Here is a 15,585-nt window from a genome sequence, read left to right as displayed (position 1 = left end):
TTGCACCAAGCGCTTGGTAAAAACGCCCCAAAACCCCGAAAATTGGTAAAAAACACGTTGAACGAAATGACCGCAAAATCAGGCTACAAGCCAGAAAACACACGCCCTGAGCCGTCACGCCGCTTCAGCGTTGCACCTATGATGGACTGGACAGACCGCCACTGCCGCTTCTTCCTGCGCCTGCTGTCCAAGCAAACCCTGCTCTACACCGAAATGGTCACCACCGGTGCCCTGCTGCACAACGACGCCCACCGTTTCCTGCGCCACGATGCCTCCGAGCACCCGCTGGCCCTGCAACTGGGCGGTAGCGTACCCGCCGACCTGGCAGCCTGCGCACGCCTGGCCGAGGACGCGGGCTATGACGAGGTCAACCTCAATGTCGGCTGCCCGAGCGACCGGGTGCAGAACAACATGATCGGCGCTTGCCTGATGGCTCACCCGGCGCTGGTGGCCGATTGCGTGAAGGCCATGCGGGATGCGGTGTCGACACCGGTGACGGTCAAGCACCGTATCGGCATCAATGGCCGCGACAGCTACGCCGAACTGTGCGATTTCGTCGGACAGGTACGTGAGGCTGGGTGCCGGAGTTTTACCGTGCATGCGCGTATCGCGATTCTGGAGGGGCTGTCGCCGAAGGAAAACCGCGAGGTTCCGCCCCTGCGCTATGACATCGCGGCGCAGCTGAAGGCGGACTTCCCGGACCTGGAAATCGTGCTCAATGGCGGGATCAAGACCCTGGCAGAATGCCAGGCACACCTTGAAACCTTCGATGGTGTGATGCTGGGGCGTGAGGCGTATCACAACCCTTACCTGCTGGCCGAGGTGGACCAGCAGCTGTTTGGCAGCGATGCGCCGGTGGTCAGCCGTAGCGAGGCGTTGGCGCAGTTGCGGCCATATATCGTGGCGCATATGGAAAGCGGTGGCGCGATGCACCACGTTACCCGGCATATTCTGGGGCTGGCCCAAGGGTTCAAAGGGGCGCGGCGCTTCCGTCAGTTGCTGTCGGCGGACATTCACAAGGCGGCGCAGCCGTTGGCCGTGTTTGACCAGGCGGTCGAGTTGCTGCAAGGCCGGTGATACTACCCGTGCACGCGACCCGGCGGCTCTTGCAGACGATCGTGCGAGCTTGAGAATTGCAGTATGTGGAACCTCAAGGCAGCCGGGCACTCGAATCTTCACCTTACGTACGGCCCTTCGTGGGCAAGCCCGCTTCTACAGGCCCTTGAGCGGCTGTCGGGGCTCGGGTAATGTCGAGTAAATGCACAGGACAGAGCACGCCCATGACTTCCAAGCTGGAACAACTGAAGCAGTTCACCACCGTGGTCGCCGACACCGGGGACCTGGACGCCATCACCCGCCTCAAGCCGGTGGATGCCACCACCAACCCGTCGCTGTTGCTCAAGGCTGCCGCCATCCCGGGCTATGCCGAGCTGCTCAAGCAGGTCAAAGGCGACGCCAAGGGCGATGTCGACCTGGCCTGCGACAAGTTCGCTGTGGCCGTGGGCGCGGGTATCCTCAAGGCGATTCCGGGGCGTATCTCCACGGAAGTGGATGCTCGCCTGTCGTTCGATGAGCCGGCACTGCTGAACAAGGCCCGCCAGCTGATCGGGCTGTATGAGGCAGCCGGGGTCTCCAAAGACCGCGTGCTGATCAAGCTGGCCTCCACCTGGGAAGGCATCCGTGCTGCCGAGCAGCTGGAGAAGGAAGGCATCCAGACCAACCTCACCCTGCTGTTCTCCTTCGCCCAGGCCCAGGCCTGTGCCGATGCCGGGGTGTTCCTGATTTCGCCATTTGTGGGCCGTATCTACGACTGGTACAAGAAGAGCACCGGCACGGATTACGTGGGCGCCGACGACCCTGGCGTGCAGTCGGTGACGCGCATCTATGACTACTACAAGGCCAATGGCTACAACACGGTGGTCATGGGCGCCAGCTTCCGCAATATCGGCCAGATCGAACAACTGGCCGGCTGTGACCGCCTGACCATCAGCCCTGAACTGTTGCAGCAGTTAAGCGATGACCAGGGTGAACTGCCGCGCGTGCTCAAGCCGGGCAATGCCGGCGAGCCCAAGCAGCAGCTGAATGAAAGCCAGTTCCGCTGGGCAATGAACGAAGATGCAATGGGCACCGAGAAGCTGGCCGAGGGTATTCGCCAGTTTGCGCGGGACCAGGAGAAACTGGAGAAGTTGATGGCTGAAAAAGCCTGACACATATCGAATTTGCCTGACGGGCGGGAAGTGTTCAGCATTTTCCGCCCGTTTTTGTTTGCTATCGTTTCCGCGCCAGGCTTTAGCATTTTCTTGAATCCAAGGGCCCTTTCGCGGGCAAGCCCGCTCCCACAGGTAAAGTGCAGCCCTTGAGTGCAGTGCCGTACCTGTGGGAGCGGGCTTGCCCGCGAAGGGGTCGACTAGCCTTCAGAGCTGTTGATGACCCCATCCTTGCCCCTTGTACTCACCGGCCCGGTACTGCGCCGCCTGGAACCCCAGCGCCTGGCCATCTGGCTGGTCGCTACCCAACCGCTGCAACCCGAATTCATCTTCCCGGCAAGCGAGGCCAAGGTGGATTGCCAGGTCGTCCCGATCGGCCAGCACGCTTTCATTCACCTGCTGGAAATCCACTTCGCCAACCCCCTGCCCTGCAACCAGCAGCTCGACTACGACCTGCTCATCAACGGCCAGGGCATCGCGGGCTGGGCGCCGCACCTGCTCTACCCCGGCACCCAGCGCCCGAGCCTGGTGCTGCGCGACCGTCTCGACCACTTGCTGCACGGTTCTTGCCGCAAGCCGCACCACCCCGCTGCCGATGGCTTGCTGTGCGCTGACCGCCTGCTGCAGGCCTGCGAGCAGCCTGAAGATCGCCCGGCCGTGCTGCTGATGACCGGCGACCAGGTGTACGCCGACGATGTCGCCGGCCCGATGCTGCGTGCTATCCATAGCCTGATTGAGCGCCTGGGCCTGTTCGACGAGCAGCTGGATGGCGCCGTGGTTGCCGACAGCCAGGCGCTGTACCAGCACCCGGCCAGCTACTACCACCGCGCCGACCTGCTGCCGGCGCAGGAAACCAACGACACCTTGCGCGAGCGGTTTTTTGGCGGCAAGCGCAAGCCGATCTTTTCGTCCAGCAATGCCGACAACCATCTGGTGACCTTCGCCGAGGTCATGGCCATGTACCTGCTGGTGTGGTCACCCGTGCCTTGGCAGCTGGTGGACATGGCGATGCCCAGCGGGCTGACCGACCAGCGCCAGGCCCGTTATCGACAGGAGCTGCCGCTTATCCAGGGGTTTGCCGGGAACCTTGGCCAGGTGGCGCGGGTGATGGCCCACCTGCCCTGCCTGATGATCTTCGACGACCACGACATCACCGACGACTGGAACCTCTCGGCACAGTGGGAAGAAACCGCCTACGGCCACCCCTTCTCGCGGCGGATCATTGGCAACGCACTGCTTGGCTACCTGCTGTGTCAGGCCTGGGGCAACGATCCGGACAGCTGCAAGCCACTGGTCAGGCAATGCCAGGCCTTGTGCAGCCAGGCCCGCGATGAATTGATCGGCGAACTGCTGCGCTTTCAGGGCTGGCAATTCAGCTTGCCGACAAACCCTCCCTTGCTGGTACTGGACACCCGTACCCGCCGCTGGCGCAGCGAAAGCAACCTGGCCAAGCCATCCGGCCTGCTCGACTGGGAAGCACTGAGCGAATTGCAGCAGGCGCTGCTCGACCACCCGTCAGCGGTGATTGTCTCGCCTGCGCCGATTTTTGGCGTGAAGCTGATCGAGACTGTGCAGAAGGTGTTCAGCTGGCTGGGCTACCCGCTTTTGGTGGATGCCGAAAACTGGATGGCCCACCGGGGTGCGGCGCAGGTCATCCTCAACATCTTCCGCCACTCGCGCACGCCGGGGCACTACGTGGTGTTGTCCGGGGATGTGCACTACTCGTTCGTCTATGAAGTGCTGATCCGCCACCGCCAGCGCAGCCCGCATTTGTGGCAGGTGACCAGCAGCGGGATCAAGAACGAGTTCCCCCGGCGCCTGCTGGACGTACTCGACCGGCTCAACCGCTGGCTGTATGCACCGCGCTCCCCGCTGAACTGGTTTACCAAGCGCCGGGAGATGGAAGTGGTGCCGCGTACGCCCAGCCACAGCAAGGCCGGGGAGCGTTTGTGGAACGGTGCGGGGCTGGGGCAGGTGTTCTTTGATGAACAGGGGCGGCCGATACGGGTGTATCAGCTCGATGCGGGTGGGGGTGAGGCTACCGAGTTTACTGGCTGAGTCTCGTCTTCAGTCTGTGCTGGCCTCTTCGCGGGTTTACCCGCGAAAGGGCCGGCACAGGTCAAGAATCAGGTCCGCTCCAGCGCATTGACCAGGTCATGGAAGGCTTCGCGGTTGGAGTCGTTCAGGCCCATGAGGATCTTGTGCGCCTCCAGTACCTTGGAGCGCACCACCTCTTCGTTCTGGTCCTGCGACGGCAGGTCGGTCAGGCACTCGGGGCACGGAATCGGGCGATCGACGATGTTGAACACCTGATCGAACCCCATCGACTGCAACAACCGGGAAATGTCCGGGTTGGTGGTGACCACGGTCGGCAACAGGCCTACCTTCTGCCGCGACAGGATCGACAGCTTGGCCAGCAGGCCCAGGGTGGTGCTGTCGATACTCTCGGTTTCGGTCAGGTCGATGACAATCGCCGAGAAGTTCAACGCCGTGAATATCTTCTCGATCGTCGCATCCAGCGCCGAACACAGGGTCAGGCGCACTTCACCGACGAACTTCAATACGAAGGTACCACTCTGCTCGGCGAACTGGATTCTACCGGTACTCATTGAAGGTTCCTGCTCAACACCAATAGGGCGATATCATCCGGCATATCCCCAAGCGTAGCTAATCCGAATCGTTGACGCAGCCCATCCAGGCTGCCACCTGCTGCCTTGACGATCTCCGGCAAGGCAGCCTCTTTATCTTTGAGCGTGTCACCCGGCAAAAGGTCCAGAATGCCATCGGACATCAGGCTGAGGCTGAACTGAGGTGGCAGCTCCACCACCAAGTCCTGGTAGGTAGCCTCGTCGAACAGCCCCACCGGCAGGCCACGGCCTTCCAGGTAGCGGGTATGCCCGGGGGTATGCAGCACGGGCAGCGGCAAGTGGCCACCCACGGCGTAGGTCAACAGACCGGCCTCTTCGTCGATTACCCCGCCGACCATGGTCACGTGCTTGCCCAGCTTGCTATTGATCAGGCCGCGGTTGATGTGGCTGAGCACTTCGGACGGCTTGAACTCGCGCATCCTGCTGCGCTTTAGCTCAAACATGAGCCGCGTGGTCATGAATTTCAACAACACGGTGACAAAGGCCGACGACGCGCCATGCCCGGAGACATCGGCGAGGTAGAAGGCAATGCGCCGCTCGTCGACGCGGAAGTAATCGACAAAATCACCCGACAGGTACAACGACGGGATGATCTGGTGCTCGAAGGCGAACTCGCCAGCTACCCAGGGGCTTTCCGGCAGCATGTTCATCTGCACCTGGCGACCGGCGGTCTGGTCCTCCTGCAGCAGGTGCAGGCTGGCTTCCAGTTCGCGGTTGGCCGTTTCGAGCTTGTCGCGGTAGCGTTGGTTTTCCAGCACCAGGCGCGAGCGGTCGAGGGCGCGGCGCACCGAATGCTCAAGGACGGCCAGATCTTCCAGCGGCTTGATCAGGTAGTCGGCGGCGCCCAGGCGCAAGGCTTCCACCGCATCACTCATGACACCGGCACCAGACACCACGATCACCGGCAACTGCGGCGCACGCTCGCTGACCTGACGGATCAGTTCGAGGCCGCCCATCTGCGGCATCCGCAGATCGCAGATCACGAGGTCGGGCTGGTGTTCTTCGAAGACCTGAAGCCCCTGCTGGCCATTACCGGCCTGGAGGACGCTGAAGCCACTGTCTTCAAGATAGGCGGCGAGGCTCGCACGGACCACGTCGTCGTCATCGATAATCAGCAGCGTTGCACTGGTTTTCTGCATGTGGGCGAACGGCGCCGATTTGGGTGGGTGCAGCGGTGTCGGCAAAGCAGACGGCCAGCTACGGGAATTCTTTGTGGTCACACTCTACTTGAGTTGTAGGACAAGAACACCTGCCCGGCAACTGTTCAGAGGTACCTTGTAAGGCGCAGACGGTACTCCCATCCGGCAGGCGTTTCAAGCATGCGAGGGTCGACCTCGCCGCTCTTTACAGGGCAAATCACTGGGAGTTATAAGAAAGTCGACCAGCGCACCCCGATGGGAAGGATGCAGCATGCCCCACACACCCTCCAGCCACAGCGAAAAACGCGATTTCATCCGCATGCGCATCGATACCGCGGTCAGCCTGCTGCATGAGGGCCAGGTGATCGCAGCCGTGTGCCTGGACCTGTCCAGCAGCGGCATGCAAGTGCAGGCGCCGCAACGCTTCCAGGTGGGGGATCATATCGAGGTGCGGATCGAGTCCGACCACCCGGCGCTGAAAGGGCTGCATGCCAGCACCGAAGTGGTATGGATTGCCGACCAGCCGGGTGGGCAGCAGAAGTTCGGGCTGCGCGTGCTGGCCATGCATTGAAAAGGGGCCTATTGCGGCCCCTGTTCACAGATCAGAAATCGTCTTCGACTTCGCCATCCTTGACCTTGAACTCGCGGTTCTGCAGGTAGGCGTTACGAATGAAGATGTACTTGTCACCCTGTATCAGCTTCTCGGCAGAGAGCAGGTCGGCACGCGTGTCGATCACGTCCAGGGCAAAGATCGAATTGCGCGTCGGCACATGGTCGATGTAGCGGTAAGGCTTGGTGTAGCTGTCCGGGTACTTGGCAACGCCGTCACGCACCGTGCTTGGCCCCAGCAACGGGATGACCACGTACGGGCCGCTCGGCACACCCCAGTAGCCCAGGGTCTGGCCAAAGTCTTCGTCATTGCGCTGCAGGCCCATCGTGGTGCCCACGTCGAAGAAACCGCCCAGGCCAAAGGTGGTGTTGACGATCAGCCGCGCAGTATCCACGCCCGCCGCATGAGGCTTGAGCTGCAGCACGTTGTTGGCGAGGTTGGTCACGTCACCCAGGTTGCGGAAGATGTTGTGGATGCCATCTTCAAGGAACTGCGGAGTGACCGCCTGGTAGCCCTTGGCCAACGGCTTGAGGGCATAGGTGTCGAGGGTATCGTTGAAGCGGAAGATCGGCCGGTTGACCGCTTCCCAGGGATCTTCCTCGGTGGCTGCCTGGGTGGCTGCCACGGGCGCCAGCAGCATGCTGGCGCAGACACAGGCCTGGGTGACTCGTTCGATCACACTGGCACCGATCCTACGCATAGATGTCTCTCCATCGAATTTCTCGGCCGCAAGCGCAACGGGTCGCGCTGCTGGTAAGGCGGCAGTATAGAGGCTTGCGGGCTGATAAACAGCTTTACACATCTTTGCTCAATATTTTGTGAACAACTGTTGCAAAAAGGCCGATGTCACAGGGCGGTAACAATCACCGCATAGCCTGCGGACTATTTGGGGGAAGTTGCCATGGACGCTGCACCCACCTTCACTGCCGTGCTGTTCGGTTTGCGCGGCTGCCTGGTACAGGCCGCCACTGGTGGCGCCCCCTCGCCCGCCCCCGGCGCCCTGGCTACCCTCGCCAAGCTGCACCAGCACCAGGTGCCGTGCATCTGGCTGGATGATCTCGGCGCCACCCAAAGCAAGCGCCTGGCCCACGTACTGCCTGGCTGGCTGCCGGGGCATTCGGTCAATGGCGCGCGCTGGCCGGCGCCCAACGCCTGCTGGCAGGCGTTGATGAGCCTGGAAAGCGAACGCCTGGACGGCTGTGTACTGGTCAGCGGCGACCCGCGCCTGCTGCAGTCCGGGCTTAACGCGGGCTTGTGGACGGTGGGCCTGGCCGCCTGCAGCCCGTTCTGCGACCGCAGCTCGCGGCAATGGCAAGCCATGACCTCACAGCAACAGGACGTGGCCCGTGGCAAGGCAACGCTGGAACTGTTCGGCCTGGGCGTGCACTCGGTAATCGACCACCTGGAGGCGCTGGACACCTGCCTGCAGGACATCGCCCAGCGCCGGCGCAAAGGTGAAAAACCCTGATACAGCAACTTTGACGCGGATCATGCAAAGCGGCGGCAGGTGGATTACGCTGAAGACAGGCCAGAACCTTTGCCGCTTCGCTGAGGTCCATGGTTTGCCAAGCCCTTGATGGAGAACTACCAATGCCTGCCCGCGAATTGCAAGAGCGCCTGAACAGCTTGCGCGAGCAACTGGACCGCAACGTACCGCTTTCGGACGACGAACTGGCCGCACTGCACGAAGAAGCGCGCCAGATCGAAGCGCAACTGAAACTGGAAGAAGCCACGCCAGACAACAACGTGGTGGATGGCGTGAACCTGGCAATCGAACGCTTCGAGGCCGACCACCCCGACCTCACCGCCACCCTGCGCAGTATCGTCAACTCGCTGCACAGCATGGGGATCTGATATAGCCGGGGCTGCTCGGCAGCCCATTCGCAGCACAAGGCTGCTCCCACAGGTTCAGCGCAAAACCCTGATCATGCACTGAACCTGTGGGGGCGGCCTTGTGTCGCGAAAAGGGACGCAGAGCGCCCCAACGTACTTGAGCCTTACTGCCGAACCAGCCGCTTGTTACCCGGGCTGATCGCCCCGGTGCTACGGTACGGGTTGATATCCAGCCCACCCCGGCGCACATACCTCGCATACACCGTCAGGTGCTCAGGCTGCAGCAGGTTCTTCAAATCCAGGTAAATGCGCTCGACGCATTGCTCATGGAAGTCGGCGTGCTGTCGGAAGCTGATCAGGTAAGTCAGCAGGCTGGCGTGGTCCAGCGCCCTGCCCTTGTACTCGACCACCACGCTGCCCCAGTCCGGCTGGCCGGTTACCGGGCAGTTGGACTTCAGCAGGTGGCTGTGCAAGGTTTCTTCCACCACGTGCTCCGGGTTGCAGCGCAGCAGCTCTGGCTGCGGCTGCTCGTAGTTGCTGATGGCAACGTCCAGCGCATCGATGCACAGCCCCGGCAAGGCCTCCACGCCTTGGGCCTCGACCTCAGCCAAGGTACGTACCTTCACCCCCACCGGCTTGCCGGCCGCGGCAGACAGGTCTTTCTCCAGGCAGGCCTGCAATTCGCCCAGCGAGGCAAACACCGTCTGGTTCAGCGAGTTGAGGTATAGCTTGAACGACTTGGACTCGATGATGTTCGGCGAGTCGGCCGGGATGGCGAACTCGCCGATCGCCACCACCGGTTTGCCCGACGGCAGCAGCCAGCTCAGTTCGAAGCAGTTCCAGTAATCCACGCCATGCCAGGGCAAGGTCTGCGCGGTGACGCCCAGCTCGGCCCACTTGGCAGTACGCGGGATCGGGAACAGCTGCTCCGGGGAGTAGGTGGCGATGTATTCGCTGGACTTGCCCAGCGGCGAGTGTTCGGCAGCAGGATGCATGGAAACTGACCTAGAGGTTCGAAATTGCCCCTAGTCTACCGTTTTTGCACCCTGCCTTGGAGCGCAAGTCACTCGATGGTCAACACCCCGACCATGCCAGCCTGATAATGCCCCGGCACGTTGCAGGCGAACTCGATGGGCGCCGACTTGCGGAAGGCCCAGGTCAGCTCGGCGCGCTGGCCTGGCATGACCAGCACCGTGTTGCCGCCACCGTGGCCATGGCCGCCGCCGTGACCCATCATCTGGCCGTGGTCCATGCCTTCGTGGTTCATGGCCTCGGTGAACATCTTGCCTTGCATGGCGACCATTTCCTTCTGGTGCTCGGCGTGCATGGCCTTGTCACCCAGGTTGAATTCATGCGGCAGCTTACCCTCGTTGACCAGCACGAAGCGCACTGTCTCGCCGGCCTTTACCTGCAGGTCTTTGGGCTCGAAGGCGATGTCCTTGAGCACCACGTTGACCGTGCGGGTGGCTTTGTTCGCCGGGGCCGGCTCGCCAAAGGCGAAAGTTTGCGCCTCGCCGGCAAAGGTCGGCAGGCTGGCCAGGGCAAGGGCGGCGATGAACAGGCGTTTCATGATGACTCCGGAAATGTACAACAGGATGAGGCCACCTTAGTCACGGGCGACTGGCAGCTACCTGACAGGGAGATTACAACTTTGTCAGCTTGGGCGTGCCCACGCTTCGTCACGTATCATTTCAGCCACTACACCACCCGCTTCCACACGGCAGGTACAAACTTTCAGATTATGGACAGTGCATGAAACTGCTGATCGTCGAAGACCAGGCCCGCACCGGCCAGTACCTCAGCCAGGGCTTGAGCGAGGCCGGCTTCGCCACCGAGCTGGCCACCGATGGCGAAACCGGCCAGTTCCTGGCCCTGACCGGCGACCACGACCTGCTGATCCTCGACGTAATGTTGCCTGGCCGTGACGGCTGGCAGATCCTCCAGGCCGTGCGCCAGGCCGGCCTGGATACGCCAGTACTGTTCCTCACCGCCCGCGATGCCGTCGAGGACCGCGTGCATGGCCTGGAGCTGGGCGCCGACGACTATCTGGTCAAGCCGTTCGCCTTTTCCGAACTGCTGGCCCGGGTGCGCAGCCTGCTGCGCCGTGGCACCAGCCCCAGCCAGGACACCACCCTGAACCTGGCCGACCTGCGCCTGGACCTGATCCGCCGCCGCGCCGAGCGCGCCGGCCAGCGCATCGACCTGACCGCCAAGGAGTTCGCCCTGCTCGAACTGCTGCTGCGGCGCCAGGGCGAGGTATTGCCAAAATCGCTGATCGCATCGCAGGTGTGGGACATGAATTTCGACAGCGACACCAACGTGATCGAAGTGGCGATCCGCCGCCTGCGCCTGAAAATCGACGACCCGCACCCCAACAAGCTGATCCACACCGTACGTGGCATGGGCTATGTGCTCGAAGAGCGCACGGAATGATGCGCAGGGTTTCCCTCGGCAGCCGTCTGGCCCTGTTGTTCGCCGCCTGCACCGCCGCCGTTTCGCTGGGCGCCGGCGTGTTGTTCAGCCGGGCCAGCGAGCAGCACTTCGTCGAACTCGACCAGCAACTGCTGGACTCGCGCCTGTCACTGTTCCGTACGCAACTGGCTGGCATCGCCACCCCAACCCAGCTGCAGGCACGCCTGCCCGCCCTGCGCGATGAGCTGAGCCACCAGGCCGACCTGGCGCTGCGCATCAGCGGCAGCGACGGCACCACCTGGTTCGAAAGCCGCACCGGGCTACCGCAGGCACCGCTGCCCGCCGGGCTGGCCACCCTGCATGCACAAGGCACCGACTACCGCAGCCTGGCTGTGCACCTGGCGCAGGGCGCCGTGCAGTCGCCACAACTGGCCCTGTACCTCGACATCACCCACCACCAGCATTTCCTGCAGGGCATGCAACGCCTGATCTGGCTGACTGTCGGCCTTTCAGCGCTTGCCACCGCGCTGCTCGGCGCCTGGGCGGTACGCAGCGGCCTGCGCCCGTTACGGCAGATGGGCCAGGTGGCCGCCAGCGTGTCGGCACGCTCGCTCACCACACGCCTGCCGGTGGCGCAAATGCCCGAAGAGCTGGCCGAACTGGCCACCAGCATGAACGCCATGCTGCAGCGCCTGGACGATGCCTTCCAGCGCCTGTCGGCATTTTCTGCCGACATTGCCCATGAGCTGCGCACGCCGCTGTCCAATCTGCTAACTCATACCCAGGTTACCCTCACCCGCCCGCGCAGCCTTGAGGAGTACCGCGAAGCGCTGCATGGCAACCTGGAAGAACTGCAGTGGATGGCGCAGATGATCAACGACATGTTGTTCCTGGCCAAGGCCGACCACGGCCTGCTGGTACCGGGGCAAGCGCCTTTGGCGCTGCATGACGAGGTGGATGCGCTGCTGGAGTACTACGCGCCGCTGGCCGAAGACAACAATGTGCAGATGCTGCGCGAGGGGCAGGCCATGTTGCACGGTGACCGGCATATGCTGCGCCGGGCGCTGTCCAACCTGCTGGATAACGCCATGCGCTTTACCCCGGCGGGCGGGCAGATAAGGGTAACGCTGGCGCCTGGGCCGAGAATCAGCGTGGCCAATACCGGGCCGGCCATCGAGCCAGCTGCTTTGCCGCGGTTGTTCGACCGCTTTTACCGTGTGGACCCGGCACGGCGCGAAGGCAGTAGCGAGCATGCTGGGTTGGGCTTGGCGATTACCCGGTCGATCGTGCAGGCCCATGGCGGGGCCATTCGGGCGGAATGTGAAAATGGGTGGACACGGTTTGTGATCGAGTTCACTCAGGATCGGTGAAATTGGGGCTGCTTCGCAGCCCATCGCCGGCAAGCCAGCTCCCACAGGACTGCATCAAGCCCGGAGCCTGCGCGGTACCTGTGGGAGCTGGCTTGCCGGCGATGAGGCCCTGGAACCTACATCAAACCGCCAGGCCAATCGCCGGCTGCACCTGCGACGCCCGATAAGCCGGGTAAATGGTCGCCAGGAAGCTCATCACCAACCCGGCCGTGCAGATCATCACCACATCGCCCCACTGCAATTGCGACGGCAAGCTGCTGACGAAGTACACGTCCGACGTAAAGATGTGCTGCCCGCTCACCCGCTCCAGCCAACCCACGATCTGGCTGACATTGAACGCCGCAATCACGCCCAGCACGCCGCCGATCAACGTCCCGACCACACCAATCAGGCTGCCCTGGACCATGAACGTGCCCATGATCTGCGCGGGTGTAGCACCCAAGGTACGCAGAATGGCAATGTCCGGCCCCTTGTCGTTCACCACCATCACCAAGGTGGCAATGATATTGAAGGCCGCCACGGCGATGATCATCATCAGCAGCAGCCCGATCATGGTCTTTTCCATCTTCATGGCGCTGAACAGGCTGCCCTGGGTGTGCGACCAGTCATCGGCGCGGTAGGCATCACCCAGCCCGGCTGCAATCGCCTTGGACACCTGCGGCGCCGCATACAGGTCATGCAGCTTCAGGCGAACGCCCTGCACCTGGCCCGGTGCCCAGCGTTGCATCTCGCCGGCATCGGCCACGTGGATATAGGCCTGCGAACCATCCAGCTCGGCGCCGACCTTGAAGATACCAACCACCGTCAGGCGCTGCATGCGCGGGGTGATACCACCCGGTTCCTTGCTGATTTCCGGCACGATCAGGGTCAGTTTGTCGCCGGTGTTCAGGCGGAAGCGCCGCGCGGTCAATTCACCGATTACCACACCGAACTCACCCGGCTGCAGGTCCTGCAGGCGGCCCTGGACAATGTGCTGGCCAACGATCGAGACCTTGCCCTCTTCGGCCGGGTCGATACCGCCCACCTGGATCGGCTGCATCGCACCCTTGTACGACAGCATGCCCTCCATTTCGGTAATCGGCGCAGCCGCCATCACCGCCGGGTTCTGCAAGGCTGCGTCGGCCACCTTGTGCCAGTCGTCCAGCGGCTGCACGCCGAGGATGGCGGCATGCGGTACCAGGCCGAGAATGCGCGAGCTCATTTCGCGCTGGAAGCCGTTCATCACCGACAGCACCACGATCATCGCCAGCACGCCCAGCGACAGGCCGATCATCGAGGTCATCGAGATGAACGAGATGAAGTGGTTGCGGCGCTTGGCTCGGGTGTAGCGCGCGCCGATGAAGATGGGCAAGGGTCTGAACATGTACGAAATCACCCAATGAAAACAGGAAAACGGGGCGGCACCTGCCACCCCGAGCAGTCGATCAGATCGCCACCAGGTGGCCGTCGTCGAGCTTCAATACACGGTCCATCTGACGCGCCAGGTTGAGGTCGTGGGTCACCACCAGGAACGCCGTGCGCGACGAGCTGGACAGCTCCTGCATCAGTTCCTGGATGCCCTGAGCGGTATGGTGGTCGAGGTTGCCGGTAGGCTCATCGAGCATCACCAGGCCGGGGCGGTTGACCAGTGCCCGGGCAATCGCCACACGCTGGCGTTCACCGCCGGACAGCTCGGCCGGCTTGTGGGTCAGGCGGTGGCCCAGGCCCACGCGCTTGAGCAGCGCTTCGGCACGCTCCCGGGCCTCGGGGATGGGCGTGCGGCCGATCAGCAGCGGCATGCACACGTTCTCGATGGCAGTGAATTCCGGCAACAGGTGGTGAAACTGATAGACAAAGCCCAGCTCACGGTTGCGCAGCAGGCCACGGGCACGTTCGCCCAGCGCCGACAGCTCTTCGCCAGCCAGCCAGACGCTGCCCTGGGTCGGCCGGTCAAGGCCGCCCAGCAGGTTGAGCAAGGTACTCTTGCCCGAGCCGGAGCTACCGACAATGGCTACCCGCTCACCGGCATGCAGCTCAAGGTTGAGCCCGGACAGCACCTTTACCGATTCCGGGCCCTCGTCGTAGGACTTGCCCAGGTTGCGGCAACTCAGAACGGCTTTATCACTCATGCGCGACTCACTCATAACGTAGCGCCTCTGCAGGCTGGGTGCGGGCCGCACGCCAGGCCGGGTACAGGGTGGCGAAGAAACTCAGGACCAGCGCCGCACCGCAGACCATGTACACGTCCTGGGACTGGATCTGCGACGGCAGGTAATCGATGAAGTACACATCGGCATTGAGGAACTTGTGCCCGATCAGCTTCTCGATGCCTGCGATGGCCGCGCTCACGTTCAGCGCGGCAACGATCCCGACCACGGCGCCGATCAGGGTACCGATCACCCCGATCACCGTGCCCTGGACCATGAAGATGAGCATGATCTGCCCGGGGGTGGCGCCCAGCGTGCGCAAGATGGCAATGTCGCCGCGCTTGTCGTTGACCACCATCACCAGGGTGGAAATGATGTTGAACGCCGCCACCGCCACGATCAGCAGCAACAGCAGGCCGATCATGGCCTTTTCCATGCGGATGGCCTGGTACAGGTTGCCGTGGGTGCGGGTCCAGTCACGGCTGTAGAACTCCTGGTCGCCCAGCTGCTGTGCGATGCTCCAAGCCACGCGCGGCGCCTGGAACAGGTCGTCGAACTTCAGGCGCAGGCCCTGCACCTGGTCGGGCTTCCAGCGGTGCAGGCGGGAAAGGTCGCTGATGTTGGTCAACCCCAGGTAACCGTCGATCTCGCCTGCGCCCACGTGGAAGGTGCCAACCACGGTGAAGCGCTTCATGCGCGGGAACATGCCCGCCGGCGTCACGCTGACCTCGGGGGCGACGAAGGTGAGTTTGTCGCCGATGGCCACACCCAGCTTGGCCGCAGCCTTGTCGCCGATCATGATGCCCCACTCACCCGGCGCCAGCTGGTCGAGGCGGCCTTGCAGGACGAAGTTGTCGATGATCGACACCTCACGCTCGCGGGCCGGATCGATGCCGTTGAGCAGCACCTTCTGCACCTTGCCATCATGGGTCAGCAGGCCCTGCATCTGGGTGAACGGCGCAACCGCCACCACCTGCGGATTCTGCTTTACTTGTTGGGCAAGGGCAGGCCAGTCAGCAATGGGCTGGCCGCTCTCCAGCGTGGCATGGGGGATCATGCCCAGCACGCGGGTGCGCATTTCGTGGTCGAAACCGTTCATCACCGACAGCACCACGATCATCACCACCACGCCCAGGGCGAGGCCGATCATCGAGGTCAGGGAAATGAACGAGACGAAGTGATTACGGCGTTTGGCACGGGTATAACGCGTGCCTATGAATGCGAAAAGAGGTCTGAACAT

General features: G+C 62.8%; 16 protein-coding genes. 8 read left to right on the top strand and 8 right to left on the bottom strand.

Annotated elements, in window-relative coordinates:
* Positions 1 to 66: 66 nt before the first annotated feature.
* From dusA to MRBLPB4O_RS08335, 3 genes are all read left to right on the top strand, one after another.
* On the top strand, positions 67 to 1,077 hold the full coding sequence (gene dusA / locus MRBLPB4O_RS08345) for a tRNA dihydrouridine(20/20a) synthase DusA (RefSeq protein ID WP_341798059.1): 1,011 nt from the start codon (positions 67 to 69) through the stop codon (positions 1,075 to 1,077).
* 203 nt (positions 1,078 to 1,280) lie between these two features.
* Positions 1,281 to 2,207: a transaldolase gene (gene tal, locus MRBLPB4O_RS08340; protein WP_341798058.1), complete on the top strand. Its 927-nt coding sequence runs from the start codon at positions 1,281 to 1,283 to the stop codon at positions 2,205 to 2,207.
* A 216-nt stretch (positions 2,208 to 2,423) separates the two neighbouring features.
* Positions 2,424 to 4,265 (top strand): alkaline phosphatase D family protein, encoded by a 1,842-nt coding sequence (locus MRBLPB4O_RS08335; RefSeq protein WP_341798057.1) that lies wholly within the window; start codon positions 2,424 to 2,426, stop codon positions 4,263 to 4,265.
* A gap of 68 nt (positions 4,266 to 4,333) precedes the next feature.
* Here the strand turns inward: MRBLPB4O_RS08335 and rssC are convergent, their stop codons facing one another.
* Positions 4,334 to 4,816: an anti-sigma factor antagonist RssC gene (gene rssC / locus MRBLPB4O_RS08330; RefSeq protein ID WP_016500715.1), complete on the bottom strand. Its 483-nt coding sequence runs from the start codon at positions 4,814 to 4,816 to the stop codon at positions 4,334 to 4,336.
* On the bottom strand, positions 4,813 to 5,994 hold the full coding sequence (rssB, locus tag MRBLPB4O_RS08325) for a two-component system response regulator RssB (protein ID WP_016500716.1): 1,182 nt from the start codon (positions 5,992 to 5,994) through the stop codon (positions 4,813 to 4,815). The genes rssC and rssB overlap by 4 nt, the downstream gene beginning before the upstream one ends.
* Before the next feature lie 271 nt (positions 5,995 to 6,265).
* Here rssB and MRBLPB4O_RS08320 point away from each other — a divergent pair, with 271 nt between their 5' ends.
* The gene (locus MRBLPB4O_RS08320; protein WP_016500717.1) at positions 6,266 to 6,565 is read left to right on the top strand and encodes a PilZ domain-containing protein; all 300 of its coding nucleotides are present in this window, start codon (positions 6,266 to 6,268) and stop codon (positions 6,563 to 6,565) included.
* Between the two features lie 31 nt (positions 6,566 to 6,596).
* Here the strand turns inward: MRBLPB4O_RS08320 and MRBLPB4O_RS08315 are convergent, their stop codons facing one another.
* A complete protein-coding gene (locus MRBLPB4O_RS08315; RefSeq protein ID WP_019471258.1) occupies positions 6,597 to 7,304 on the bottom strand; it encodes a VacJ family lipoprotein in 708 nt (235 codons plus the stop codon).
* Positions 7,305 to 7,505: 201 nt separating this feature from the next.
* Here MRBLPB4O_RS08315 and MRBLPB4O_RS08310 point away from each other — a divergent pair, with 201 nt between their 5' ends.
* Both MRBLPB4O_RS08310 and MRBLPB4O_RS08305 read left to right on the top strand, forming a co-directional pair.
* Entirely contained in the window at positions 7,506 to 8,072 is a 567-nt protein-coding gene (locus MRBLPB4O_RS08310; protein ID WP_341798056.1) for a phosphonoacetaldehyde phosphonohydrolase-related protein, read from the top strand.
* Between the two features lie 122 nt (positions 8,073 to 8,194).
* The gene (locus MRBLPB4O_RS08305) at positions 8,195 to 8,458 is read left to right on the top strand and encodes a DUF4404 family protein (protein ID WP_174369904.1); all 264 of its coding nucleotides are present in this window, start codon (positions 8,195 to 8,197) and stop codon (positions 8,456 to 8,458) included.
* Positions 8,459 to 8,601: 143 nt separating this feature from the next.
* On the opposite strand, the gene queF is transcribed toward MRBLPB4O_RS08305, so the two are convergent.
* Together queF and MRBLPB4O_RS08295 are read right to left on the bottom strand one after the other, a co-directional pair.
* Entirely contained in the window at positions 8,602 to 9,432 is an 831-nt protein-coding gene (queF, locus tag MRBLPB4O_RS08300; protein ID WP_341798055.1) for an NADPH-dependent 7-cyano-7-deazaguanine reductase QueF, read from the bottom strand.
* Positions 9,433 to 9,500: 68 nt separating this feature from the next.
* Positions 9,501 to 10,007 carry a cupredoxin family protein gene (locus tag MRBLPB4O_RS08295; protein ID WP_341798054.1) on the bottom strand — a complete coding sequence of 169 codons (507 nt, stop codon included), beginning with the start codon at positions 10,005 to 10,007 and terminating at the stop codon, positions 9,501 to 9,503.
* A 182-nt stretch (positions 10,008 to 10,189) separates the two neighbouring features.
* Here MRBLPB4O_RS08295 and cinR point away from each other — a divergent pair, with 182 nt between their 5' ends.
* A complete protein-coding gene (gene cinR / locus MRBLPB4O_RS08290) occupies positions 10,190 to 10,870 on the top strand; it encodes a two-component system response regulator CinR (protein ID WP_016485658.1) in 681 nt (226 codons plus the stop codon).
* On the top strand, positions 10,867 to 12,219 hold the full coding sequence (locus MRBLPB4O_RS08285; protein ID WP_341798053.1) for a heavy metal sensor histidine kinase: 1,353 nt from the start codon (positions 10,867 to 10,869) through the stop codon (positions 12,217 to 12,219). Before cinR ends, MRBLPB4O_RS08285 begins: the two co-directional genes overlap by 4 nt.
* 121 nt (positions 12,220 to 12,340) lie before the next feature.
* Here MRBLPB4O_RS08285 and MRBLPB4O_RS08280 read toward each other — a convergent pair whose 3' ends face one another.
* The 3 genes from MRBLPB4O_RS08280 to MRBLPB4O_RS08270 all read right to left on the bottom strand — a co-directional run bounded on the left by MRBLPB4O_RS08280 (position 12,341) and on the right by MRBLPB4O_RS08270 (position 15,585).
* Positions 12,341 to 13,582 carry a lipoprotein-releasing ABC transporter permease subunit gene (locus MRBLPB4O_RS08280; RefSeq protein ID WP_024717337.1) on the bottom strand — a complete coding sequence of 414 codons (1,242 nt, stop codon included), beginning with the start codon at positions 13,580 to 13,582 and terminating at the stop codon, positions 12,341 to 12,343.
* A gap of 61 nt (positions 13,583 to 13,643) precedes the next feature.
* Positions 13,644 to 14,327 carry a lipoprotein-releasing ABC transporter ATP-binding protein LolD gene (lolD, locus tag MRBLPB4O_RS08275; protein ID WP_177313761.1) on the bottom strand — a complete coding sequence of 228 codons (684 nt, stop codon included), beginning with the start codon at positions 14,325 to 14,327 and terminating at the stop codon, positions 13,644 to 13,646.
* A 7-nt stretch (positions 14,328 to 14,334) separates the two neighbouring features.
* Positions 14,335 to 15,585: a lipoprotein-releasing ABC transporter permease subunit gene (locus MRBLPB4O_RS08270; RefSeq protein ID WP_016500727.1), complete on the bottom strand. Its 1,251-nt coding sequence runs from the start codon at positions 15,583 to 15,585 to the stop codon at positions 14,335 to 14,337.

Source organism: Pseudomonas sp. LPB4.O (genome assembly GCF_038383825.1).
GTDB classification, from domain to species: domain Bacteria; phylum Pseudomonadota; class Gammaproteobacteria; order Pseudomonadales; family Pseudomonadaceae; genus Aquipseudomonas; species Aquipseudomonas putida.
This window is presented reverse-complemented; position numbering and strand designations above follow the sequence as displayed.